The sequence below is a fragment of the Planobispora rosea genome (genome assembly GCF_014648175.1).
GTDB lineage: Bacteria > Actinomycetota > Actinomycetes > Streptosporangiales > Streptosporangiaceae > Planobispora > Planobispora rosea.
Map to the genome: position 1 here is coordinate 24,671 of NZ_BMQP01000003.1, position 23,131 is coordinate 47,801.

Genomic DNA, 23,131 nt, shown 5'->3' on the forward strand with positions numbered 1-23,131 from the left:
GACCGGCCGCGGCACGGTGCCCGGGGCGCCGGCTAGGACACGACGTCCTTGGTCCGGAACCGGCGGAAGGCGAAGGCGATCAGGATCGCCGCGTAGGTGACCGACACGGCCACCCCCTTGACCATGCCGCCGAAGTCCGGCTGCGGGGCGAGCGCGTCCAGCCACGCCGTGTTCCAGAAGGTGGGCAGGAACTCCCGCAGCGCGCCCAGCGCCTCCACCGCCTGCAGGATGGTGCTCACGATCACCAGCCCGACCGCGCCGCCGACCGCGCCGAGCGGGGAGTCGGTGCCGACCGAGAGCAGGAAGGCCGTCGCGGCCACCACGAGCTGGCTGACCAGGGCGTAGCCGATCACGATCCCGAAGCGGGGCAGCACGTCCAGCGCCGGGATGACCTCGCCCGTCCCGGGCACGCGCACGTCGTTCCAGCCGAAGGCCAGGGTCCCGGCGAGCAGCGCCATCAGCGGCAGGCAGATCACCGCCGCCGCCGAGTAGCCCAGCGCGACGATCAGCTTCTGGCGGAGCAGCCGGTCGCGGGGGATCGGCGCGGCCAGGAGATAGCGCAGCGACGACCAGTCGGCCTCGCTGGCGACCGTGTCGCCGCAGAAGAGGGCGACCGCCACCACCAGCAGGAAGCTCGCCGACACCGAGAGCGCGAACGCGGAGAAGTTCAGCCCGCCCTCGGCGGCCAGGTCGGAGATGCGCAGGGAGCCGCCCGGCCGTCCCCACCCGCCGCCGACCTTGAAGGCGATCACCAGCACCCACGGCAGCGCCAGCAGCAGGCCGAACATCACCAGGGTCCGGCGCCGCCTGAACTGGCGCACGATCTCCACCGAGATCGGCAGCGTCCGCCTCGGAGAGTACCCGTGCGCCGCTCCGTGCTCCCGGTTCAGCGCGGCCAGGGCCGTGCTGCCGCCGGCCGTACCGCCGCCGGACGCGCCGCCGCCGGAGGTGTCCGAGCCGGTCGCGGCGCCGCCGGCCGCGGTGCCGTTGGCGTCGTTCATGCCTTCTCCCCGATCAGGTCCAGGAACACGTCCTCCAGGCGCGTGCTCACCCCGTTGCCCGCCGTACGGCTGCGCAGCAGCTCGCTCACCGGACCGGCCGTGACGAGCCGGCCGCGGTGCATGACCACCACGTGACTGCACGTCTGCTCCACCTCGGCGAGCAGGTGGCTGGAGACGATGACGGTACGGCCCCGCGCCGCGTAGCGGATCAGGACCTCGCGCATCTCGCGGATCTGGGGCGGGTCGAGCCCGTTGGTGGGTTCGTCGAGGACGAGCAGGTCGGGCAGGCCGAGCATGGCCTGGGCGATGGCCAGGCGCTGGCGCATGCCCTGGGAGTAGGTCCGCACGGCGCGCTCCAGCGCGGCGCCGAGCCCGGCGATCTCCAGGGCCTCCTCGAAGTGGGCGTCCCCGGCGGGGCGGCCCGTGGCCTTCCAGTAGAGCTCCAGGTTGGCCCGGCCCGACAGGTGCGGCAGGAACCCGGCACCCTCGACGAAGGAGCCCAGGCGGGACAGGACCGGCGCGCCGGGGACGACCCGGTGGCCGAAGATCCTGATCTCACCCCGGTCGGGATGGATCAGACCCATCATCATCCGCATCGTGGTGGTCTTGCCCGCGCCGTTGGGACCGAGCAGGCCGAGCACCTGGCCGGGCTCGACGGTGAAGGACAGATCGTCCACCGCGAGCTCGCCGTTGCGGTAGGCCTTGGTCAGACCCTCGATCCTCAGGGGGACGGCGTCCAGGGCCGGCTGGTAGTCGTCGCGGAGCTTCCGCCGCCCGATGAGGACCAGGACCGCCGCGATCACCACGGAGGCCAGCGGCATCACCCAGGTCCACCAGGCGGGACCGGTGGAGGGAGCGCGCAGCCCGGTGACGGTGGGGGCCTCCAGGGCCGGGGCGGCCAGGCTGACCTGGTAGACGGCCGGGGCGGCGGGAGTGTGGTAGCCGAGGTCGGTCGTGGTGAAGGCGACCCGGAGCCGGTGCCCGGCCTCGAAGCGGTGGTCGACGGCGGGCAGGGTGACCGTGGCCTCCCCGGCGCCACCCTCGGGGACGGTGATCCTGACGGGTGCGACGAGCCCTTCCGGCAGGACCGGCGCCTGCGTCCCGCCGGCCGCGTCGTAGAGCTTCGCGAACAGCGTCACGTCCCGCGGGCCCGCGGCGTTCTCCTCCTCGCCCTCACCGGCGTCCTCCCCGGCGTCCGGGGTTGCGCCGGGGTCGGCGGAGACGATCCGGACGCGGACCTTGACGGCGGAGCTGCCGGTGACCTGGAGGGGGGCCGACAGGGGAGCGGACTCGAAGGTCGCGCTCTGGCCCGGCATGTCCACCGACAGGCTCAGGTTGGCCGATCCGGTGCTCAGGCCGCCGAAGCCGGGGATGGAGGAGATCGAGGCGGGGGAGCCGCCGGGCGGGCCGGCCACCGGCTGCTCGGGGCCGGACAGGGGGACGGAGGTCCGCTCCGTGCCCGACAGACCGGGGTAGGCGCCGGTGACGGCGTGCAGCTGGACCGGGCGGCGGGTGCCCGGGTCGCGGCCTCCGTCACGGGTGACGGTGAAGGGACTGACCTCCGCGGGCGCGGCGGCGGTGCCGGGCGCGGGGGAGGCCGGGGCGGGAGCGGAGGTGGAGCCCGCGGTGTTCCCGGCGGCGGCGTCCCTCAGGTAGTGGTCGAACCAGGCGCGGGTCTGGTCGTGGAGCCAGTCGACCTCGCCGTTGCCGCCGTCGTGGCCGCCGTCGAACCAGGCGACGCGGACCGGGGCGCCGGTCGCGGCGATCGCCTTGGCGTTGGCGTCCGCGTGGCCCAGCGGGAACAACGAGTCGCGCTGGCCCTGCAGCAGCAGGGTCGGGATCCTGATCCTGCCCCGCACCGAGATCGGGCTGGAGCGGCGGAGGGTCTCCACCGCCGTGGCGGTCGCCCGCCCGGTCTCGGCCACCTGCTGGTACATGTCGCAGATCTCCGGGAGGAACCGGCCGCACCGGACCTCCTCGGGGGTCGGCGGCCGGACCGTGCCGGGACTCCGGCCGTCCTGTCCGCCGGGTACGGCCCGCGGGTCCCCGTCGGCCTGGCCCTCCTGGCCCTCCTGGCCGTTCTGCCCGCCGATCCCGCCCTGGCCGGTCAGCGCGGCCAGGCCGCCCGGGGCCTGCGGGCCGCCCCGGCTGAAGAACAGCCCGGCCCACATCCGCTTGAACACGCCGCTCTCCGGGCCCTGCCCGGTGGCGTTGGGGAACAGCGCGTCGGCCAGGTCGTACCAGGTGATCTGGGGGACGATCGCGTCGATCCGGCTGTCGTGGGCGGCGGCCATCAGCGCGATGGCGCCGCCGTACGACCCGCCGGCGATGCCCACGCGCGGGTCGCCGCTCGCGTCGAGCCGGACCTCGGGGCGCCTGGCCAGCCAGTCCACCAGCTGGCGCACGTCCTTGACCTCGTAGTCGGGGGAGTTGAGCGCGATCTGCCCGGTGGAACGGCCGAAGCCCCGGGCCGACCAGGTCAGCACGGCGTAGCCCTCCTGCGCCAGCCGTACCGCGGAGTCCCGGACGCTCTGCTTGCTGCCGCCGAAGCCGTGCGCGAGCAGCACCGCGGGCGCCTTCCCGCCGCCGGCCGGGGGGAAGAAGCTCGTGTCGAGCGTGACCCGCTGGTCGTCGGCGGGCCCGTCGACCACTGTGATCGCCTGTTCCTGCGCGCGTACCGCCGGGTCCGACGGCCACACCAACCAGGCCGCCACACCGATGACCAGCACGGCGACCACCGCGACCCAGGTGGCGCGCCTCCCCGAAAGCCTCATATGAGGAGGCTATTGGTAGTAGCTGAGAGTTCCCTGAGACGACCCCCGGTGAGCGGCCGCATCGCCGTGCCGGCCGGATCCCCGGCCCGCACGGCGGGCTGTTGGCGGGAGCCGCCGGGCGGCTCATCATCGAGTGATGAGCGACGATGGGCGAGACAGCGGGCGAGACAGCGGGCGAGACAGCGGACGGGACGGCGGACGGTACGTCGGCGTGCGGGTCCCGCGTAGGGAGGACGCCCGGCTGGTGCGCGGGCGGGCCCGGTTCGCCGGGGACGTCCGGCTGCCCGGGATGGTCCACGCGGTCGTGGTCCGCAGCCCGATCGCGCACGGGCGACTGGTCCGGTGCGACACCAAGGCCGCGCTGACCGCCGGCGGCGTGCTGGACGTGCTGACCCCCGCGGACGTGACCCCCGCGGACGTGATCCCCGCGGACGCGGCCCCGGCGAAGGCGGCCACCGCGGAGGCCGCCGGGCCGCGGCTGCCGTGCGGTGAGATCGCCCCCGGCCAGCAGGCGGTGGACTACCCCGTGCTCGCGGAGACGGTCCGCTACGCCGGGCAGCCCGTCGCGCTGGTGACGGCGCGCGGCGAGGCGGCAGCCCGGGACGCCGCCGACCTGATCGACCTGGACTTCGAGGAACTGCCCCCGGTGATCGGCGTGGAGGCCGCGCTGGCCGAGGGGGCGCCCCTGCTCTACCCCGCGTGGGGCGGCAACCTGGTCACCGACTTCCCGCTGGGGGACCCGGCGGAGGACTGCGCGGCGGCCGTCGCCGAGGCGGAGCACGTGGTCGAGCTGACGACCCGGCTGGGCCGCGTCACGCCGTACCCGATGGAGCCGCGCGGGATCGTGGCCTCGTTCGAGGACGGGACGCTGACCGTGTGGACGTCCACGCAGGCGCCGCACCACGTCCGCGACCACCTCGCCGGGGCGCTCGGGCTCAGCCACGGCCGGGTGCGCGTCCTGGCGTGCGACGTGGGCGGGGGTTTCGGCGGCAAGGAGCACCTCTACCCCGACGAGGTGCTGGTGTGCCTGGCGGCGGTCCGGCTGGGCCGCCCGGTGCGGTGGGTGGAGTCGCGCGCCGAGCACCTGACCGCCACCCTCCCGGCGCGGGACGCCGTGCACCGGGCCCGGCTGGCCTTCGACGGCGACGGCCGGTTCCGGGCGCTGTACTGCGACGTCCTCGGTGACCTCGGCGCGCACCCGTCGAACGTGGGCATCTCCCCGATCGCGGTGACGGCGCTGACGCTGCCGGGGCCGTACCGGTTCGACCGGGCGGGCGCGCGGATCCGCGCGGCGGTGACGACGACCACGCCGACCGGCTCCTACCGGGGCTTCGGCCAGCCCGAGGCGACCTGGACCCGGGAGCGGCTGATCGACGAGGCCGCGCGGGTGCTGGGCATGGACCCGGTGGAGATACGCCTGCGCAACCTGGTGGGCCCCGGCGAGCTGCCGTACACCTCCCGGACCTGGCTGCCCTACGACTCCGGGGACTACCCCGCCGCGCTGCGGGCGCTGCGGGAGAGGGTCCGGCCGCCGGGTCCCCCCGGGCGGAGCGACGACGGGCGGCGGCGCGGGATCGGCTTCTCCTGCCACGTCGAGGCCACCGGCATGGGCCCGTCGGAGGAGATGCGGCGGGCGGGCACGCAGTCCGGGGGCTACGAGACGGCGGTGCTGCGGATGGAGCAGGACGCCTCGGTGGTCGTCTCCTCCGGGGTGGCGGCCATCGGCCAGGGCATCGAGACGACGCTGGCGCAGCTGGCCGCCGACCACGTGGGGGTGCCGCTGGAGCGGGTCAGGGTGCTGCTGGGGGACACCGCCGCCACGCCGTACTCCCCGCTGGGCTCCATCGCCAGCCGGGCGCTCGCGGTGGGCGGCGGGGCGCTGGTCCGGGCGGCGGCACGGCTCCGCGAGAAGATCACGCTGATCGCGGCCCACCAGCTGGAGGCGTCCCCGGCCGACCTGGAGATCGCCGGCGACGTCGTCCGGGTGAAGGGCGACCCGTTGGCCGCCCGCACGCTGGCGGAGATCGCGGTCTCGGCGTGGCGGGCGTGGGACCTTCCCGAGGGGACCGGCCCCGGGCTGGAGGAGCGGGTGACCTACGATCCCCCGGCCTACACCTGCGCCTTCGGCGCGCACGCGGCGGCGGTGGCGGTCGATCCCGCGACGGGCGCGGTCGAGGTGGAGGGCTACTGGGCGGTCAACGACTGCGGCGTGGTGGTGAACCCGGCGATCGTGGAGGGGCAGCTCCGCGGCGGGATCGTCCAGGGCATCGGGATGGCGCTGACCGAGGAGCTGGCCTGCACGCCCGGCGGCCAGCCCGTCATGGACTACCTCCCGCCGGGGGCTCCGGACGTGCCCGACATCGAGGTGGAGCTGGTGCAGACCCCGTCCCCGGTGACGCCCGGCGGCATGAAGGGGGTGGGCGAGGCCGGGGTGATCGGGCCGCCCGCCGCGATCGGCAACGCCGTGGCCGCCGCCGTGCCCGCGATCGCCGGCCGGATCACCGGCACGCCCCTGACCCCTCAGGCGGTCTGGTCGGCGCTGTCCGCGGAGACCGGGGCGAGGGACATCCGGTAGTGCACCTCGGGGGCCGGGAACGGCATGCCCTCCACGTCCTGGGCCCGGCCCGACGGGGTGAAGCCGAAGCGCTCGTAGAAGCGGCGGGCGCGGGTGTTGCCCTCCAGCACCCACAGCCCGGCCTCCCGGTGCCCCAGCTCGCGCAGGCGCTCGACGGAGCGCGTCATCAGGGCCAGGCCCAGGCCCGTGGACCAGTGCCCGGCGAGCACGTAGATCGCGTAGACCTCCCCGCCGCCGATCCCCTCGTCCCGGGCCGGGCCGTACAGGCTGAAGCCGGCGGTCTCCCCGTCCGGCTCCCCGTCCGTCTCCCCGGGCGGATTCCCGGCCGGGCCGCCCACGAGCAGGTGCTGCGCGCCGGAGCCGATCCGGCCGCGCCAGGCCTCCACCGCCCGGCGGGTGACGCTCAGCCCGTCGAGGAAGTCCTGAGGGAGCAGCCCCCGGTAGGCGGTTCTCCACGTCGCGTTCTTGATCCGCAGGACGGCCTCGACGTCGTCGCGGACTCCTTCTCGCACAAAGGCTCCCATATCTGGTGATTATCCATTGGAGTCTCGGAGATATCCCTGATTGCGGTCTTCATCAAGGCCAGGCATCATTTCGACGCGTGACAGCAGTGAACCTGAGAAAAAGAGCCACGTCGGCCGCCGCGTGGGCTCTGCCGTACTGGACCCGCGGGCAGGCGGGGAGGGAGACTCCGCCGGAGCTGTTCCGGGTGCTGTACTTCGGGTGGCTCGCCGCTTTCACCCTGAAGGTGCTCGGAGCCTCCTGGGACGTCTCCTGGCACTTCAAGTGGCTCCGCGACGACCTGGCGCCGCCGCACCTGCTCAACAGCGTCGGCACGGTCGTCGTGGTGGCCCTCACGATCATCCACGTCTACACCGGTTACGGCGTGGACAGGACCGCGCAGCGCCTCATCCAGTGGGGCACCGGAACGTTCCTGATCGCCGTTCCGCTGGACCTGATCAACCACCGGGTCAACGGGCTCGACATCACGTCGTGGAGCCCGTCGCACATGCTGCTGTACATCGGCACGTTCTTCATGATCTGCGGTGTGATCCGCGGCTGGTTCACGGGCGCCCCGCCCGGACGCACGCGCACGCTCGTCCTCGGCGGCCTGTTCGTGTTCATGTTCGAGAACGTCTGGTTCCCCGCCCAGCACCAGGAGTACGGCGTCTTCGGCATCCGGGCGTGGGACGCCGGCAAGCCCGAGGCCGAGCCGATCCTGCTGCAGTTCGCCGCCGACCAGATGGGCCGCCCCATCGACCGCGAGATGGTGGTCAACTTCTCGCTGCCGGTGCCCGATCAGGTCTACCCGCTCTACGGCGTGATGGCGGCGATGATCGTGCTGGTCTTCGCCCGCGCGATGATCGGCAAGAGGTTCGCGGCCACCGCGGTGGCCGGTGTCTACGTCGCCTACCGGACGCTGATCTGGCCGCTGCTGGCGGTGGCCGACTTCCCGCGCTCGGCGGTCCCGATCTTCCTGATCGCCGGGGCGCTCGCGATCGACCTGGCGTTCCTGGTCCGGCACCCGGTCGTCCGGGCGCTGGCCGGTTCCGTCGTCGCGACCCTCGTGGTGGACCAGGTCCTGCGGCTGCAGAACGCGTGGGTGGCCTCCCCGCCGCTGATCAGCCCGGTCACCATGGCGATCGGAGGAGCCGGGCTCGCCGCGCTCTGGCTGGCCGGCGAGTGGTTCCTGACCCGCTACCGGCTCCGGGCCCCGGAGGAGGAGGCCGCTGCCGTCGCGGGGATCCCCGGCCGGCGCAGCTGATCAGGCAACCGCGCGGGGTGGGCGCCGCCCCGCGCGGACGACGCCGCCTGTCACGCCGGAGGGATCTGGGCGGTCGTCAGGGCCACCGCGATCCCGTAGGCCATTCCCATCACGGTGACCTCGGCCGCCGCCCACCCGGCGACCGCCGTCCCCTCCCGCCGCTCGATCCGCGGCAGGAGGCGGAAGCGGATCTGGGCGGCGAGCGGGACCAGCAGCGCGGTGAGCGCGACCTTGACCAGCACGAGCAGGCCGTACTCGCTGGACAGCAGGTCACCGGGGAGCGCCACCCCGGGAGTGAGCGCCATGGTGGCCAGGCCGTTCACCAGCCCTGAGACGCCGACTACGATCAGCGCGAGGGTGGCCAGCCGGGAGAACCCCGGCAGGACCCGGGCCAGCAGCTCGCGGTCCCGGGCGACCAACAGCGCGATCACGGCCAGTCCGCCGGTCCACGCCGCCGCGCCGAGCACGTGCAGCTCCATGGAGATCATGATGGGGTCGTGCCAGACCGACTCCACCGCGTGGCCGGTGACCGGGATCGGCAGCAGGCCGAACAGGGCGATCACGATCCGCAGCTCGGCTGGGACCTTCTCGCCGAACCGCACCGCCAGCAGGCCGATCCCGGCGTAGGCCAGCGCGCAGGCGGCGCTGAACAGCAGGCCCTGACCGGCGCCGACCTCGTTGACGTACTCGGCGACCATCCCCGGGGTGGGGACCGCGCCGGCGTTCAGCTCGGCGGTCAGGAAGACGATCGTCAGCAGCGCCAGCACCGCCCAGGCCCAGGCGAACGAGACCGCCAGCGGACGGGCGCGGCGCATCACCGGCTCGGTGCGGTCCGGGTCGTCGAAGCCGAGCAGCCTGGGCAGGAAGCTCAGGCCGACCACCGCCACCGCCGCCAGGTCCAGCAGCACGCGCAGCACCGGCAGGCCGTACTCCACCAGCGGACCGGGGAGCGCGATGCCCGGCACCGCCTCCGCGGCGCCGAACGCCGTCGCGACGAGGACGGCGGACACCGCCCCGGCGACGAGGCCCCAGGCCGGCAGCGCCCCTGCTCCCTCCGGCCCGCCGGTCCGCCCGATGCCGGGACCGGTGGCCGTGGCCACCCCGGCTCCCCCCGGGGCGGTTCCCTCCGCGGCCGTGCCGCCCTCGCCCGGGGCCGTGCCGCTGCCTTCCGGGGCCGTGCCGCTGCCTCCCGCGGTCACTTCGCCTCCTCCCGGTCCCGGGTACGGCGCAGCGCCACGACCGTGGCGCCGCCCAGCACGACCAGGGCCCCGACGATCCAGACCACGGCCATCCCCGCGCCGCCGTTCTGCGCGGCCTCGGCCGCCTGGGCGCTGAGGTCGGGTGTGCTCGGGGGCGCCGCGGTGGGCGGGGGGTCCGTGGCAGGCTGGGAGGCGGTGCCCGGGCCCGGGGCGGTCAGGGTGAACTTCAGCGTGTCCGCCACCGGGTGACCGTCGGAGGACAGGATCCGGTAGCCCACGACGTACTCGCCGGCGGGGCCGAGGGGGCGGACCGCGACGCTGGCCTTCTCGCCGTTGACGGCGGTCTTGCCCTCCTCCCAGCGGGTGCCGTCCGGGCCGGTCACGGTGATCTGCGCGAAGCCCTGCCGTACCGCCTGGTCGAAGGTGAGTGTGATCTTCTCCGGCGCGGTGGCGAGCCGGGCGCCGTCCTCCGGGTCGCTGCCGATCAGCACGTTGTGGGCCCGCGCGGGCGCGACCGTGCCGAGCAGCGCGACGCCGGCCAGCAGTACGACGGTCAGTAGCCGCAGCACCGGCCGCGGCCTTGCGTTTGTTGTCCTCATAGCCCGACCATGTTCCCACCCCGGATGCTCACCCGGGCAACCGCGGGACCCTCCGGCGAGTCCACCGGCGGGGCCCGGGCGCCGTCCGGACCGGGGCCGGGCGTGACGTCCCGGCCGGTCACTCCGGAGGGGAGACGCCTCCCGCGTGACCGGCGCCGACCAGCTCAAGGAACGCCCTGGTCGCCGAGGACGGCCGGTTGTCCCAGACCAGGTGCTCCACCCGCGCGGGAGCACCGCGGAGGCGGATGACGCGCAGGTCGGGGAAGCGCGGCGCGTACGCGGCCGGCAGCATGCCCACGCCGAGGCCCTGCCGTACCAGGTCGACCATGAAGTCGGCGGACGACACCTCGAAGGGCACCTCGCGTCGCACCCCCGCGACCGCGAAGGCCTCGTCCGACTGCGCCCGCCCGGCCGTGCCGGCGCGGAAGTCGATGAACGGCTCGTCCGCCAGGCTCCGCAGCTCCACCTCCCGCTCCGCCAGGTGGTAGTCCGGCGCGACCACGGCGACCAGCTCGCCTCCGCCGAGCCGGAGACTCCGCACGCCCTTCGGCTCCGTCCGGGGCGGCAGGCCGAGGAACGCGACGTCGACGCCGCCCCGCCGGACCCGCTCGATCAGATCCTGGCTGCCCGCAGAGGTGAGCGTGATGCGCACCCGGGGGTGGCGTCGGCGGTAGTCCCGCAGGAGGACCGGGAGGTCGACGGCGGCGACCGTGGGGATGGCGCCGACGGCGAGCCGCCCGCGGATCTCCCCGCCGGCGGCCGCGACCTCGGCCCGCGCGCGGTCCGCGGCCTCCAGGCACTGCCGGGCCGCGGGCAGGAACGCCTCTCCGGCGGGCGTCAGCCGTACGCGCCGGCTGGTGCGCTCGAACAGCCGGGCGCCGAGCTCCCGTTCCAGCGCCGCGATCTGATGACTGAGCGCCGACTGCACCACCCGGCAGCGCTCGGCCGCCCGGGTGAAGTTGAGGGTCTCCGCGACCGCGACGACGTACCTCAGCTGCTGCAGCTCCATTCAACCATCATAAATTGCGATCGATCGCGATGAAAAGTATGTGTTGGACTCATTGATCAATGATCGCGCACCCTTGGGAGCGGACGGAAACCTCTCCGGGCGGAGAGGAGCCGATCAATGCCGTAGCCCGTTCTCTCCGTCCACGACCCCTGCCAATCCGGAACAGTCGGAAAGAAAAAAGTGGCCACACTCGATACACGCTCGCAATCAACCCTCAGACCATGGCTGGGTGTTTCCGCGATCACCGCCAGCCTCTTCGTCTTCCTCACCACCGAGCTGATGCCCGTGGGCCTGCTCACCCCGGTAAGCGCGAGCCTGGGCATATCGGTGGGCACCGCCGGGCTGATGGTCACTCTGTACGGCATCTCGGCCGGGCTGGGCGTGCCGTTCATCGTGGCCTGGACCAGACGCGTCAACCGGCGCGTCCTGCTGTCCGCGCTCCTGGCGGTGCTGACCCTGGGAAACGTCGTCACCGCCGTCTCGCCGAACTACCCGCTGGTCCTGACGACGCGGCTCGTCATGGGGTTCGCCAGCGGCGTGTTCTGGGCCATAGGCGTGAGCATGGCGATGCGCCTGGTCCCGGAACGCCACGCGAGCAGGGCGGCCGCGGTCGTGATGTCCGGCATCTCGGTCGCCGCGGTCGTCGGCATACCGCTGGGCACGGTCCTGGAGAGCCTCACCGACTGGCGGACCACGTTCCTCATCTGGGCTGGCCTGAGCGCGCTGGTGCTCCTCGCGGTCGTCGCCGTGATCCCGTCGCTGCCGTCGGCGAACGCGGTCCCGGTCCGGGAGGTCTTCCTGCTCCCGCTCAGGAACGCGCGGCTGCGCACGGTGCTGCTGACCGTCGTGCTCTTCGTGCTCGGCCATTTCGGGGCGTACACGTTCGTGCGCCCCTATCTTGAGGAGAGCGCATCCGCCACGCCCTTCTTCGTCACCGCGGTGCTGATGGTCTACGGCGTCGGAGGCGCGGCCGGGAACCTCATCGCCGGATACACGGTGAACAGGAATCTGAGGGGCAGCTCCGTCGCCGGTTGTGCGGGGCTCGTGGCGTCCCTGCTGTCACTGCTCACGATCGGTCACGGGCAGGCCGGCGCGATCGTCTCCCTGGCCCTGTGGGGAGTCTCCTTCGGTGTCGTGCAGCTGTGCCAGGTCAACATGACCCAGGCCGCCGCGCCCGACACCTTCGAGGCCGCGATGTCGCTCAACACCATGGCGTACAACACCTCCATCGCGATCGGAGCGCTTGCCGGCGGGCTGTTCGCCGATCACCTGGGCGTCACCGGCGTCGTCTGGTTCGGCGTGGCCCTGACGGCGGCCTCGCTGCTCCTGACGCTCGGCACCCGCCGCCGGGCCCCGCGCACCGCGGCGTGAGCGAGCGGGAACGCGCGCCGGTTACCCCGGGAAGCGAACCGCCCGGCCCCGGGGTCTCCGGGCCGGGCGGTCCTGTCTCCGCTGTCCGAGGGCCGTCACGCCGAGTCAGCGGGAGTCGTGGGGCTACGGGAGCCCGGGTTCAGCAGGGGCCGAGGTCCTTCCAGACGCCCCACTCGCCGGTGGTTCCGGGCTCGTTGTTCTGGGTCCACCACTTGGCCTCCCAGGTGCGGCCCTTGTGCGAGACCCTGTTGCCGCCGGTGTAGACCTTGCCGGCCTCCCAGGCGGGGTCGGCGCAGGTGCCGCCCGGGTCCTGGGTGACGGTCGGCGTCGGGGTGGGGTCGGGGCCGGTGGCGCCGCGGGCGTTCTCGAAGGCCAGGCCGTACGTCTTGCCGCCGAAGGTCAGCGTGTAGTTGGCCGGGCCGGGGACCGGCAGGTAGTAGACGTAGTCCATGGTCACCGAGGCGCCGGGGGCCAGGGACTGCCAGGCGGGCAGCTTCACCGAGACGCGGTGGAAGTCGCCCTTCAAGCCGCCGACGTTGCCGGCGGTGGAGTGCTCGCTGCTGATCACCTTCAGGCCGAAGCCGGACTGGTCCTTGGCGTTGTTCGGTGCGGCGGTGGCGTAGTCCCACTGGAACTCCGCGCCGCCCGGGATCGTCACCGCGGACTTGTTGGTGATGGTCAGCTTGGGGCTGATCGGGTAGTTGCTGTCACCGGCCGGGAAGGCGCCCGCCTCGATCCGCACGTCGAGCTTCTCGTTCGGGATCGCGACCTTGGCGCGGGTGGCGCCGTACGGCGTGGCGGTCTTCAGCTTGTCGTACATCAAGGTCGTGAGCGTGTCGCCCATGAAGTACTCGCCCTTGGCGGCGTCCCAGTCGTAGTCGCCGGCCAGCTCCCAGATCATGATGCCGCCGATGCCCTTGTCCTTGACGTAGTCGATCTTGGCGCCGATCGACTTCTCGTTCTCGGTGGACAGGAACACCTTCTTGGTCGGGTTCCACAGCCACGGCGCGACCAGGGTCGGGTCGTAGTGCTCGGTGTAGGTGCCGGTCAGCCTGTCCTCGGGGTCGGCCGGGTCGAGGCCGTAGACGGGGGCGTAGGAGCCGATGCGGCCCTCGGCGAGGTTCTTGGCGTGCCAGAGCGGGTTGCCGCCGCCGCTGACCTCCTTGTCGTTCTCCAGGTCGTGCCAGAGGTTGTCGACGCCGCGCGCGCCGTCGCCGCAGGTGGTCAGGCCGGTCGGGCAGTTGGAGCCGACCGCCTTGCCCCACAGGCCGTTGGTCCCGCCGGTGACGTTGCGCCAGCCGCGCGTGTAGTACGGCACGCCGATGTTGATCCGGCCGGACTGCACGGCGCCGCGGAAGTAGTGGTAGGCCCAGTCGGTGTTCAGGTAGCCGATGCCGCCGTACTGGGAGGTCGTGTAGACGCCCCACTTGGCCAGCTCGGCGTCCTTGCCGTCGTCGTAGAGCGCGGCGTTGGGGCCGACGAACTCGTTCCAGGCGCCGTGCAGGTCGTAGGACATGATGTTGACGTAGTCCAGGTACTGGGTGACCTGGAAGGTCTCCATGCCGCGCAGCAGGTAGCCCGAGGAGGGCGAGGCGATCGTCAGCAGGTAGTACCTGCCGTCGGCCGCGGAGGCGGCGTTGAGCCTGTCGCGCAGGGTCTTCATCAGCGCGACGTAGCCCTTCATCAGTGACCCACGGCGGGCGTTGGCGAGCTGCCAGTCCAGCGGGTGGCCGGCGTCCTTCATCGAGGTCGGGTACTCGTAGTCGATGTCGACGCCGTTGAAGCCGTACTTCCTGATGAAGTCCACCGTGGACGCGGCGAAGGCGTCGATGCCCGCCTGGTTGACCGAGCCGTCGGCGTTGGTGGTCATCGAGTAGAAGCCGCCGGAGGCCACGCGGGTGCCGGAGGAGTCGAAGTAGCCGCCGGTCTCGGCCCAGCCGCCGACGCTGATCAGCGTCTTGACGTCGGGGTGGGCCTTCTTGTGCTTGTTGAGCAGGTTGAAGTGCCCCTTGTACGGCAGCGCGGGGTCGGCCGCGTCGATGCCGGGCCATTCCATGCCGGTGGCCGCGTTGCCCGGCCCGTCGGCGCCGACGGAGATCCTGTTGTCCTTGCCGACGTGCGCGAACGCGTAGTTGATGTGAGTGATCTTGTCCCACGGGATGTCCTTGGCCAGGTAGGACGGCTGGCCGTTCTTGCCCGTGCGCCACCCGGTGAAGTAGCCGATGATCCGGCGGGGGTGGTCGGCCCCCATCTTCTCCCGGCCGTTCTCGTCGTAGGCCAGGCAGAAGGGGACGTCGAGGCCCGGTGTCGTGTAGAGGCCGTCCGGGCGGCAGGTCTCGTGGTCGACGGCCGCGGCGGCCGTCCCGGAGAGGACTCCGGTGAGCGCTCCGGCGAGGAGCGCGAGGGACGCGCCGGCCGCTGCGAGGCCGGTACGCAGGCGTGAGGACACGGGGGGTGTGCCACCTTTCACGAGCAGGCGTGGATGTGCCCGGGGCATGTCCGGCGGAATCCGCCGGACGTACCCCACCCGCCCCCGTTCGGGTTGTTGATCGTGAAACTATGCGCTCCGACCTGGACCGTCAATCCTTTCTTTTAGGAAACTTTCTTGATAATTAGAGGGCCGGCCACCTCTGCGCCCCCCGGGTTCGCGCCCTCAGCCCTGGCGGTTGGTCCCCATGTGCTGGCCCCGGCGCAGCGGCATCGACTGCTTGGCCAGGCGCTGCGTCTGGCGCTGGCTCCGGGCGCCGCCGGAGCCCTGGTCGCCTCCCCGGCCGCTGCGGCCCTTCTCCTCCCGCAGCTGGGCGGAGGTCACCGGGCCGGGTCCCTTGCGGACCGGGTCCGCCTTCTGCTGCTGGTGCTGCGCCTTCGTCTGACGTGACTTCGAACTCATGAGAACCCCCGAGAGATTTTTCATTTAAAGGGGCTTATGTCCGTTTTGTGGAAAGGGAAACGCGCGTCCCGGAGTCAGCGCCGGGGCGGGGCGGTGCTCTCCCGGACGATGAGCTCGGTGGCCAGCTCCACCCGCCGGGTCTCCGGCGCCTCCCCCCGGCCTATGCCGAGCACGGTCCGGGTGGCCAGCGCGGCCATCTCCTGGAGTGGCTGGCGGACGGTGGTCAGCGGCGGCCAGGCCGAGCGGGAGAGCGGCAGGTCGTCGAAGCCGACCACGGACAGGTCCTGCGGGACGCGCATCCCGCGCTGGCGGGCCGCCTCGAAGACGCCGAAGGCCTGCAGGTCGCTCCCCGCGAAGATCGCGGTGGGCGGGTCGTCGAGGGAGAGTAGGCCGTGGCCGTGGTCGTGCCCGGAGTCCACCAGGAAGGTGCCGCGGCGGATCAGTTCGGGCGCGGCCTCGATCCCGGCGGTCTCCAGCGCGGCGCGGTAGCCGTCGATCCTGGCCTGGCTGCAGAGCATGTCGGCGGGCCCGCTGATCATGCCGATGCGCCGGTGGCCGAGCTCCAGCAGGTGCCGGGTGGCGGCCAGGCCGCCGTGCCAGTTGGTCGCGCCGACCGAGGCGACGCCGGGCGCGGGCTCGCCCTCGGGGTCGACCACCACGAACGGCAGGGATCGGGCGGTGAGCTGGGCCTGCACCATGGTGGACAGCTTGGAGGCGACGATCACCACTCCGTCGGTGCGGCGGGCGGCGAGCCGTTCCAGCCAGTCGCGGCCCGGCCCCGCGTGGGTGTGCAGCACGGAGATGACGACGCTGGCGCCGGCCTCGTGGGCCGCGTCCTCGGCGCCGCGGACGATCTCCATGGCCCACGGGCTCTCGATCTCGGCGAAGACCAGGTCGACCAGGCCGGCGGGCCCGTCGTCCTGGCTGACGCGGCGCTGGTAACCGTGCTTGTGGAGGAGCCGTTCGACCCGGTGGCGGGTCTCGGGGGCCACCTCGGGCCTGCCGTTGATGACCTTGGACACCGTGGGGACCGAGACCCCGGCCTCTTCCGCGATCTGGGCGATCGTGACCCGTCGTTTGGTGGACATGCGGCGAAGTCTAGCCGAAAACTTTCGGGACCCGGGATGCACGTGTTATTCGGCCTTGTCCCCTCTGTCCAGCGGACTCTATTGACGTGTCACCTGATTTTTACCTAGGCTTTCGGCCATGAAACATTCGGGGGCTATCCGAAACTTTCATGCGACGCGGAAAGGATTGACGGCGATGTCACTGCGTCGGCAAGGTGTGGCAATACTGGCGGCCTCCGTTCTCCTCCTCGGAGGTTGCGGCAGCGGGTCTGACAACAGTCCGGACGCGGGCGCCTCCGCCGGTGGAGGCAAGGTCACCATCGACTGGTGGCACATCGGGACCACTGAGCCCAACAAGACGATTTACGAGGGATGGGTCAAGGCATACCAGGCCAAGAACCCCAACGTCACCATCAAGGTGACCGCCCTGGAGAACGACGCGTTCAAGTCCAAGATGGCGACCGTCACCACGGCGGCCAGTGCCCCCGACATCTTCACGACCTGGGGCGGGGGCGTGCTCAAGCAGCAGCTCGACGCCGGGATCGTCAAGGACCTCGGGGACGCGAAGGCGATCGCGGACTTCACCCCGGCGGCGCTGGCCGCCTACCAGATCGACGGCAAGACGTACGGCGTCCCGATCGACGTCGGCATGGTGGGCTTCTGGTACAACAAGAAGCTCTTCGAGAAGGCCGGGATCACGGAGCCGCCCGCGACGTGGTCGGCCTTCCTGGAGACGGTCAGGAAGCTCAAGGCGGCGGGGGTCACCCCCATCGCGCTGGCGGGCAAGGAGAAGTGGCCCGGCCACTACTACTGGACCTACCTCGCCATGCGCGTCGGCGGGCTCGACCTGCTCAAGCAGGCGGCGACCACCCATGACTTCAGCGGGCCCGACTTCGTCGCGGCGGGGCAGCGACTCAAGGAGCTCGTCGACCTCCAGCCGTTCCAGAAGGGCTTCCTCAACGCGGGCTACAGCACGCCCGACGGGCAGGCGGCCTCGGTGGGCGGCGGCAAGGCCGCGATGGAGCTGATGGGCCAGTGGGCCCCGGCCGTGCAGAAGGACGCCGGCGGCGGCATCGGCGAGGACCTCGGCTTCTTCCCCTTCCCCGCGGTCGACGGCGGCAAGGGCGCGGCCACCGAGGCGCTCGGCGGCGGCAACGGCTTCGCGGTCAGCGCGGACGCCCCGGCCGAGGCCGTCGACTTCCTGAAGTTCATCACCCAGGTGGACAACCAGAAGCAGTTCGTGGAGTCCGGCGCCGGGCTCCCCGCGGTGAACGGCGCCGAGGAAGCGATCAAGGACGCCAACCTCAAGAACGTGTCCGGCACGCTGGCCGGGGCGACCGGCTTCCAGCTCTACCTGGACCAGGCCTACCCGCCCGCGGTCGGCCAGGAGATCAACGACAGCGTGGCCGGGCTCATCGCCGGCTCCAAGACCCCCGAGCAGGTCACGGCCGCCATCACCGAGACGGCCAAGGCCGAAGGGTAACGGCGTCCGGCAGAGGCGGGCGGGCCGACCCGGCCCGCCCGCCCGTCCACCCCCCGACACGGAGCAACGCATATGACACATCCGGCGTTGACGGAGCGCCCGGAGAAGCGGACGCGGGCCGGAGCCGGTCCGCGGCCCGGTCTCCCGCGGGCCGCGGACCGGCGCCGCCGCCGGCTCAGGGGCCTGGCGACCATCGCCCTGTTCCTCCTGCCCGCCCTCGTGCTGTACGGCCTGCTGGTGCTGGCCCCCATCGCGATCGCGGCCTACACCAGCCTGTTCCGGTGGAACGGCTTGGGCGGATGGCCTGAGGACTTCATCGGCTTCGACAACTTCACCCGGCTCTTCGCCAGCGACGTCTTCCACGGCGACCTGCGGAACGGCCTGATCATCGTCGCCCTGTCGCTGGGGATCCAGCTCCCGCTCGCGCTGGGCCTGGCGCTCCTGCTCAACCAGCGGATGCGCGGCCGGGCGGTCTACCGGCTGCTGTTCTTCGCGCCCTACGTCCTCTCCGAGGTGATCACCGGAGTCCTGTTCTCGCTGATCCTCTCGCCGGAGGCCGGACTGGCCAACCAGATCCTGCGCGCGGTGGGCCTGGAGGAACTGGAGCGCGCCTGGCTGGCCGACCCGTCCACCGTCCTGCCCGCCCTGTTCCTGGTGATGACCTGGAAGTACTTCGGCTTCTACATGATCCTGTTCCTGGCCGGGCGGCAGGGCATCCCCCGGGAACTCGGTGAGGCCGCCGCCATCGACGGGGCCACCGCCTGGAAGCAGTTCCGGTATGTGACGCTCCCGCTGCTCGGGCCGACCGTCCGCATCGCCGCCTTCCTCTCGGTCATCGGCACGATCCAGCTCTTCGACCTGGTCTGGGTGCTCACCGGCGGGGGGCCCGACCACGCCTCCGAGACGATGGCCGTGACCATGTTCCAGTTCGGCTTCAAGCGCACCCAGATCGGCTACGCCAGCGCGATCAGCGTGGTGATGTTCATCCTCAGCATGATCTTCGCTCTCGCCTACCTGCGCTTCGTCATGCGGCGGGACACCCGGGGCGCCGTGACGACGATGGGAGACCACCGATGAGCAGCCCCGTCTCGAACCCCGCGCCGGGTCCCGCGTCGCACCCCGCGCCGAGCCGCCGGGCGGACGGCCGCGGTCCGGACCGCCGTCGCGCGGACGGCCGCCCGGACCGCCGCCGTCCCGCCGGGCCGTCGCGCGCCAAGGGGATCTCCCTGCACCTGCTGGCCGTGACCCTGGCCGTGTTCATCCTCGCCCCCCTGCTGTTCGGCCTGATCGGCGGGTTCAAGGACAACGCCCAGCTGGCCGCCAACCCCTTCGGACTGCCCGCGCCGTGGCATCCGGAGAACTACACCGAGGTGCTCGGCTCCGCCTCCTTCTGGCGGCAGGTCGGCAACAGCGTCCTGATCGCGCTGGCCACCACGGTGCTCGTCGTGGGCCTGTCGGCGATGGCCGCGTTCGCGTTCGCGCGCTTCGCGTTCCGGGGCCGGGAGGTACTGTTCACGATCTTCACGGCCGGGCTGATGTTCCCCTTCGCGGTGGCGATCCTGCCGCTGTTCGTCCTGATGCGCGCCTTCGGGCTGCTCGACAACCCGCTGGGGGTGATCCTGGTCCAGGCCGCGTTCGGCCTGCCGATGACGATCATCATCCTGCGCGGGTTCTTCGCCGCGGTCCCGCGCGAGGTGGAGGAGGCCGCCGTCATCGACGGCTGCACGCCGTTCGGCGTCTTCTGGCGCGTCCTGCTGCCGATGGCCCGCCCCGCCCTCGCCACCGTCTCGGTCCTGGCGATCGTCGCCAGCTGGAACAACTTCTTCCTGCCGCTGGCGGTGTTCAACGACCCCGACTGGTGGACCATCCCGCTGGGCGTCCAGCAGTTCCAGGGACAGTACTCCACCGACGTCGCCCGAACCCTCGCCTACGTCGTCCTGGCGATGGTGCCCGCGCTGGCCTTCTACGCGGTCGCCGAACGCCACCTGATCAGCGGACTGACCGCTGGAGCTACGAAGGGATGAACGCGTGACCCTGCATGTGTCCGGAAACCACCTCGTCGCCGCCGACGGCACCCCGGTACGGCTGCGCGGAGTGGGCCTCGGGGGCTGGATGAACATGGAGAACTTCATCACCGGCTACCCCGCGAACGAATCGGCGATGCGCGAGGCCGTGGCGGAGGCGATCGGGGAGGAACGCGCCGAGCTGTTCTTCGACCGGCTGCTGACGTCGTTCTTCGGCGAGTCCGACGCGGCCCTCCTGAGCGAGATCGGCATGAACTGCGTGCGGATCCCGGTCAACTACCGTCACTTCGAGTCCGACGACCGGCCCTTCGAGACCATCGAGCGCGGCTTCCGCCATCTGGACCGGGTGATCGACCTGCTCGGCCGGCACGGCGTCTACAGCGTGATCGACCTGCACGCGGTGCCGGGCTCGCAGAACCAGCACTGGCACTCCGACAATCCCACGCACGTAGCCTCCTTCTGGCGGCACCGCCACTTCCAGGACCGGGTGGTCCGGCTCTGGGAGGTGATCGCCGACCGCTACAAGGACAACCCCTGGGTGGCCGGGTACAACCCGGTCAACGAACCCGGCGACCCCACCGGGCGCGTGGTCGGCCCGTTCTACGACCGGCTGGTCAAGGCGGTGCGCGCCGCCGACCCGCACCACGTGCTCTTCCTCGACGGCAACACCTACTCCACCGACTTCTCGGTCTTCCGCGAGCTCTACGAGAACACCGTCTTCGTCTGCCACGACTACGCACTGGCGGGCTTCGCGCACGGCGGGCCGTATCCCGGCCACACCCGGGGCGAGTGGGTGGACCGGGCCCAGCTGGAGCGGACCTTCGAGCGGCGCACCGTCTTCCAGCGCCAGACCGGCACGCCGCTGTGGGTGGGGGAGTTCGGCCCCGTCTACACCGGTGACCCGGCGGTCGACGAGCAGCGCTACCAGATCCTCCGCGACCAGCTGGAGATCTACGACGCGCACGGGGCCGGCTGGTCGTTGTGGACCTACAAGGACGTCGGGCTCCAGGGCCTGGTGACCGCGGACCCGGCCGGGCCGTACATGGAGCGCTTCGGGGCGTTCATCGCCAAGAAGGCGCGCCTGGGCGCCGACCGGTGGGGCTCCACCATGGAGGAGTCGTCCGACGTCCTGGCGCCGTTGCACCGGCTGGTGGAGACCGAGTTCCCCGGATGGGACCCCTACCCCTGGGGTGCCCGCTACCAGACCGACGACCTGATCCGGCACATCCTCATCGCGCAGGCGCTGCTGCCCGAGTACGCAGCCCTGTTCAAAGGGCTGTCCGACGAGGAACTGCTGGCGCTGGCCGACTCGTTCGCACTGTCGGCCTGCGTCCGCCGCGAACCCCTGATCGAGCTGCTCTCCGGAAACTTGGGAGCCTCCGGAGGGCGCTGAGAGCGGGGGACGGACGGCCGCCCGGGAGGCAACCCGACATGGATCCCGGGCGGCCGTCCGCTGCTCGCCGGGGCACCCGCCGCCCACCGGCGGAAGGGCCCGGCGGGACTCAGCCGCGCAGCCGCCGCACGGCGAGGGCGGCCACGCGGACCGCCGCGGCGGGCGAGAGCCGTACCCCGCGCCAGGCCAGCCGTCCCGAGGCCGGGGCGACGATGAGCGCCCGGTTGCGCGCGACGCCCCGCATGATGTCCCCGGCCAGGGAGTCGACGGAGTAGAGCCGCCCCATCGTCCTGGTCGCCGACTCGCGGGCACCGGCGCCCGTGGCGGTCTGCGGCAGGCCGGGGTTGGCGTGGTCCAGCAGCGGGGTGTCGGTGAAACCGGGGCAGACCACGCTCACCCGCACGCCGTGCGCTCGCGCCTCGGCCCGCAGCGCGAGCGAGAGCCCGACCACCGCGTGCTTGGTCGCGGTGTACGGCAGCATCAGGGGAGCGGGGGTCAGCCCGGCCAGTGAGGCGGTGTTGACGATGTGGCCGCGGCCCTGCTCCACCATGATCGGGTAGGCGGCGTGCACGCCGTGGACGACGCCGCGCAGGTTCACGTCGATCGTCCGGTTCCAGTGGTCGAGGGTGAGCTCGTCGGCGGTGCCGCCGACCGCGATCCCGGCGTTGTTGAACACGAAGTCCAGCCGCCCCCGCTCGTCCCTGACCCGGTGGACGAGATCCCGTACGGCCCGCGCGTCGGTGACGTCGAGTCCGGCGCTCGCGCAGCCGAACTCCTTGGCCGTGCGCTCGGCCCCGGCGGCGTCGATGTCGGCGGCCACGACGTGCACGCCGCGCCGGCTCAGCTCGCGGCAGACGGCCCGGCCGATGCCGGATGCGCCCCCCGTCACGATCGCCGTCCTGGCGCCGGGGCGGGCCGTGCCGCCGCCGGACGGTCCGTCAGATGATTCGCTCACCGCGCCGCTCTCTTCGCAGGGGGGTCGTCGTAGATGCCCATGATCTTCCAGATCCTGCGCTGGAGAGCGTTCATCATGCCCAGTTCGGCGCAGAGCTCGCGGGTCTTGCTCACCGAGTCGCGGATCTGCGCGGAGGCCTCGGGATTGTCGGTGTAGACGTCCTTGACCACCTGCTCCGGGATGCGGAACGCCCTGATCATGGATCCGGGGGGCGAGAGCATGATCCGGGCCATGATGCCCAGGACGATCGGCGAGACGATCCCCAGCAGGAAGCGGCGGTGGCGCGGCATGCGCGGGACCCGGCGGCGCAGGTAGTGCCGCGCGAAGGAGATGTGCCTGGCCTCCTCCGCGATGTGGATGCGCATGATGGTCTCCTCAAGCGGGTGCTTGATCTGACCTTCCCTGAGGGTCTTGCGCTGCACGTGGTCGATCGGGTCTTCGCCGCCGAGCACGAAGATGAAGAACAGCTCGGTGGAGATCAGCGGGATCCACGGGGTGATCTGGGCGAGCACGCTGAGCGGCCCGGGCATGCCCTTGATCGGGAGCTTCGTACGGTTCACGAACTCCTGGAACATCATCCCGTGATGTCCCTCTTCGATGGTCTCGTGGTAGACGTAGCGGAACTCGGGGGAGCCGTTCGGCAGCCGGTAGGCGTAGTTGAGCAGGCCGCGCTTGAGCAGGTTCTCGAACTGCAGGCCGATCTTCATGGCGGTCGCCACCCGCCACAGCCCGATCTTGGCCCGGACCTCGGGGGGCTGGGCCCGGTACCACGGATGGCCGCCCAGCTTGTCGACCCCGGGCAGCTCCCAGCGCGGGTCGTCCTGGCGGACCTGGAAGTCCGGGTCGTCCCAGGGGATGTCGACGTAGGGCTCCCAGTGCTTGTCGACGGAGGCCTTGGAGAGACGCTCGATGACCGCCTCGTAGGCGCGCTTCTCCACGACCTGCTGGTCGTTCTCTCTGTCTGCGGTTGTGCTCGGAGCGGGTGTCATCGCTGCACTCCCATCGGATGTCCTGCTCCGTAATTGT

At 72.0% G+C, this 23,131-nt stretch carries 18 protein-coding genes; 7 read left to right on the forward strand and 11 right to left on the reverse strand.

The window, feature by feature from the left end; genetic code table 11:
* Positions 1-32: 32 nt before the first annotated feature.
* Both IEZ08_RS03480 and IEZ08_RS03485 read right to left on the reverse strand, forming a co-directional pair.
* Entirely contained in the window at positions 33-1,001 is a 969-nt protein-coding gene (locus IEZ08_RS03480) for an ABC transporter permease (RefSeq protein WP_189241659.1), read from the reverse strand.
* A complete protein-coding gene (locus IEZ08_RS03485; RefSeq protein WP_189241660.1) occupies positions 998-3,775 on the reverse strand; it encodes an alpha/beta fold hydrolase in 2,778 nt (925 codons plus the stop codon). The genes IEZ08_RS03480 and IEZ08_RS03485 overlap by 4 nt, the downstream gene beginning before the upstream one ends.
* Positions 3,776-3,986: 211 nt before the next feature.
* Between IEZ08_RS03485 and IEZ08_RS03490 the strand changes: the two genes are divergently transcribed.
* A complete protein-coding gene (locus tag IEZ08_RS03490; protein WP_229802889.1) occupies positions 3,987-6,350 on the forward strand; it encodes a xanthine dehydrogenase family protein molybdopterin-binding subunit in 2,364 nt (787 codons plus the stop codon).
* Here the strand turns inward: IEZ08_RS03490 and IEZ08_RS03495 are convergent.
* Entirely contained in the window at positions 6,296-6,862 is a 567-nt protein-coding gene (locus IEZ08_RS03495; RefSeq protein WP_189241662.1) for a GNAT family N-acetyltransferase, read from the reverse strand. The genes IEZ08_RS03490 and IEZ08_RS03495 overlap by 55 nt on opposite strands.
* An 89-nt stretch (positions 6,863-6,951) precedes the next feature.
* On the opposite strand from IEZ08_RS03495, the gene IEZ08_RS03500 reads away from it, so the two are divergent.
* On the forward strand, positions 6,952-8,115 hold the full coding sequence (locus IEZ08_RS03500; RefSeq protein WP_229802890.1) for a hypothetical protein: 1,164 nt from the start codon (positions 6,952-6,954) through the stop codon (positions 8,113-8,115).
* Between the two features lie 50 nt (positions 8,116-8,165).
* Here the strand turns inward: IEZ08_RS03500 and IEZ08_RS03505 are convergent, their stop codons facing one another.
* From IEZ08_RS03505 to IEZ08_RS03515, 3 genes are all read right to left on the reverse strand, one after another.
* Entirely contained in the window at positions 8,166-9,314 is a 1,149-nt protein-coding gene (locus tag IEZ08_RS03505; protein ID WP_229802891.1) for a CopD family protein, read from the reverse strand.
* Positions 9,311-9,883, reverse strand: coding sequence for a copper resistance CopC family protein (locus tag IEZ08_RS03510; protein WP_189241663.1), 573 nt, complete (start codon positions 9,881-9,883; stop codon positions 9,311-9,313). The genes IEZ08_RS03505 and IEZ08_RS03510 overlap by 4 nt, the downstream gene beginning before the upstream one ends.
* Positions 9,884-10,031: 148 nt before the next feature.
* Positions 10,032-10,922 (reverse strand): LysR family transcriptional regulator, encoded by an 891-nt coding sequence (locus IEZ08_RS03515; RefSeq protein ID WP_189241664.1) that lies wholly within the window; start codon positions 10,920-10,922, stop codon positions 10,032-10,034.
* Between the two features lie 180 nt (positions 10,923-11,102).
* Here IEZ08_RS03515 and IEZ08_RS03520 point away from each other — a divergent pair, with 180 nt between their 5' ends.
* Positions 11,103-12,293 carry an MFS transporter gene (locus IEZ08_RS03520; RefSeq protein ID WP_189241665.1) on the forward strand — a complete coding sequence of 397 codons (1,191 nt, stop codon included), beginning with the start codon at positions 11,103-11,105 and terminating at the stop codon, positions 12,291-12,293.
* Positions 12,294-12,432: 139 nt separating this feature from the next.
* Here IEZ08_RS03520 and IEZ08_RS03525 read toward each other — a convergent pair whose 3' ends face one another.
* From IEZ08_RS03525 to IEZ08_RS03535, 3 genes are all read right to left on the reverse strand, one after another.
* A complete protein-coding gene (locus IEZ08_RS03525; protein WP_275424730.1) occupies positions 12,433-14,742 on the reverse strand; it encodes a chitinase C-terminal domain-containing protein in 2,310 nt (769 codons plus the stop codon).
* Positions 14,743-14,946: 204 nt separating this feature from the next.
* Positions 14,947-15,183: a hypothetical protein gene (locus IEZ08_RS03530; protein WP_068925208.1), complete on the reverse strand. Its 237-nt coding sequence runs from the start codon at positions 15,181-15,183 to the stop codon at positions 14,947-14,949.
* A gap of 74 nt (positions 15,184-15,257) precedes the next feature.
* A complete protein-coding gene (locus IEZ08_RS03535) occupies positions 15,258-16,313 on the reverse strand; it encodes a LacI family DNA-binding transcriptional regulator (RefSeq protein WP_268249313.1) in 1,056 nt (351 codons plus the stop codon).
* A gap of 154 nt (positions 16,314-16,467) precedes the next feature.
* Between IEZ08_RS03535 and IEZ08_RS03540 the strand changes: the two genes are divergently transcribed.
* The 4 genes from IEZ08_RS03540 to IEZ08_RS03555 all read left to right on the forward strand — a co-directional run bounded on the left by IEZ08_RS03540 (position 16,468) and on the right by IEZ08_RS03555 (position 21,150).
* Positions 16,468-17,733: an extracellular solute-binding protein gene (locus IEZ08_RS03540; protein ID WP_229802892.1), complete on the forward strand. Its 1,266-nt coding sequence runs from the start codon at positions 16,468-16,470 to the stop codon at positions 17,731-17,733.
* Between the two features lie 72 nt (positions 17,734-17,805).
* A complete protein-coding gene (locus tag IEZ08_RS03545) occupies positions 17,806-18,810 on the forward strand; it encodes a carbohydrate ABC transporter permease (RefSeq protein ID WP_189241668.1) in 1,005 nt (334 codons plus the stop codon).
* The gene (locus IEZ08_RS03550; RefSeq protein ID WP_189241669.1) at positions 18,807-19,757 is read left to right on the forward strand and encodes a carbohydrate ABC transporter permease; all 951 of its coding nucleotides are present in this window, start codon (positions 18,807-18,809) and stop codon (positions 19,755-19,757) included. Before IEZ08_RS03545 ends, IEZ08_RS03550 begins: the two co-directional genes overlap by 4 nt.
* A gap of 4 nt (positions 19,758-19,761) precedes the next feature.
* Complete coding sequence (locus IEZ08_RS03555; protein ID WP_068925200.1) at positions 19,762-21,150, forward strand: glycoside hydrolase family 5 protein; 1,389 nt, start codon at positions 19,762-19,764, stop codon at positions 21,148-21,150.
* 109 nt (positions 21,151-21,259) lie between these two features.
* Here the strand turns inward: IEZ08_RS03555 and IEZ08_RS03560 are convergent, their stop codons facing one another.
* Both IEZ08_RS03560 and IEZ08_RS03565 read right to left on the reverse strand, forming a co-directional pair.
* Positions 21,260-22,105, reverse strand: coding sequence for an SDR family NAD(P)-dependent oxidoreductase (locus IEZ08_RS03560; RefSeq protein ID WP_189241670.1), 846 nt, complete (start codon positions 22,103-22,105; stop codon positions 21,260-21,262).
* Complete coding sequence (locus tag IEZ08_RS03565) at positions 22,102-23,094, reverse strand: AurF N-oxygenase family protein (protein ID WP_189241671.1); 993 nt, start codon at positions 23,092-23,094, stop codon at positions 22,102-22,104. Before IEZ08_RS03565 ends, IEZ08_RS03560 begins: the two co-directional genes overlap by 4 nt.
* Positions 23,095-23,131 lie beyond the last annotated feature (37 nt).

Excerpts from the sequence above, each read along its gene's own strand:
- IEZ08_RS03480 (WP_189241659.1), bottom strand. The coding sequence starts at position 1,001 with ATGAACGACGCCAACGGCACCGCGGCCGGCGGCGCCGCGACCGGCTCG.
- IEZ08_RS03485 (WP_189241660.1), bottom strand. The coding sequence starts at position 3,775 with ATGAGGCTTTCGGGGAGGCGCGCCACCTGGGTCGCGGTGGTCGCCGTG.
- IEZ08_RS03515 (WP_189241664.1), bottom strand. The coding sequence starts at position 10,922 with ATGGAGCTGCAGCAGCTGAGGTACGTCGTCGCGGTCGCGGAGACCCTC.
- IEZ08_RS03530 (WP_068925208.1), bottom strand. The coding sequence starts at position 15,183 with ATGAGTTCGAAGTCACGTCAGACGAAGGCGCAGCACCAGCAGCAGAAG.
- IEZ08_RS03545 (WP_189241668.1), top strand. The coding sequence starts at position 17,806 with ATGACACATCCGGCGTTGACGGAGCGCCCGGAGAAGCGGACGCGGGCC.
- IEZ08_RS03550 (WP_189241669.1), top strand. The coding sequence starts at position 18,807 with ATGAGCAGCCCCGTCTCGAACCCCGCGCCGGGTCCCGCGTCGCACCCC.
- IEZ08_RS03565 (WP_189241671.1), bottom strand. The coding sequence starts at position 23,094 with ATGACACCCGCTCCGAGCACAACCGCAGACAGAGAGAACGACCAGCAG.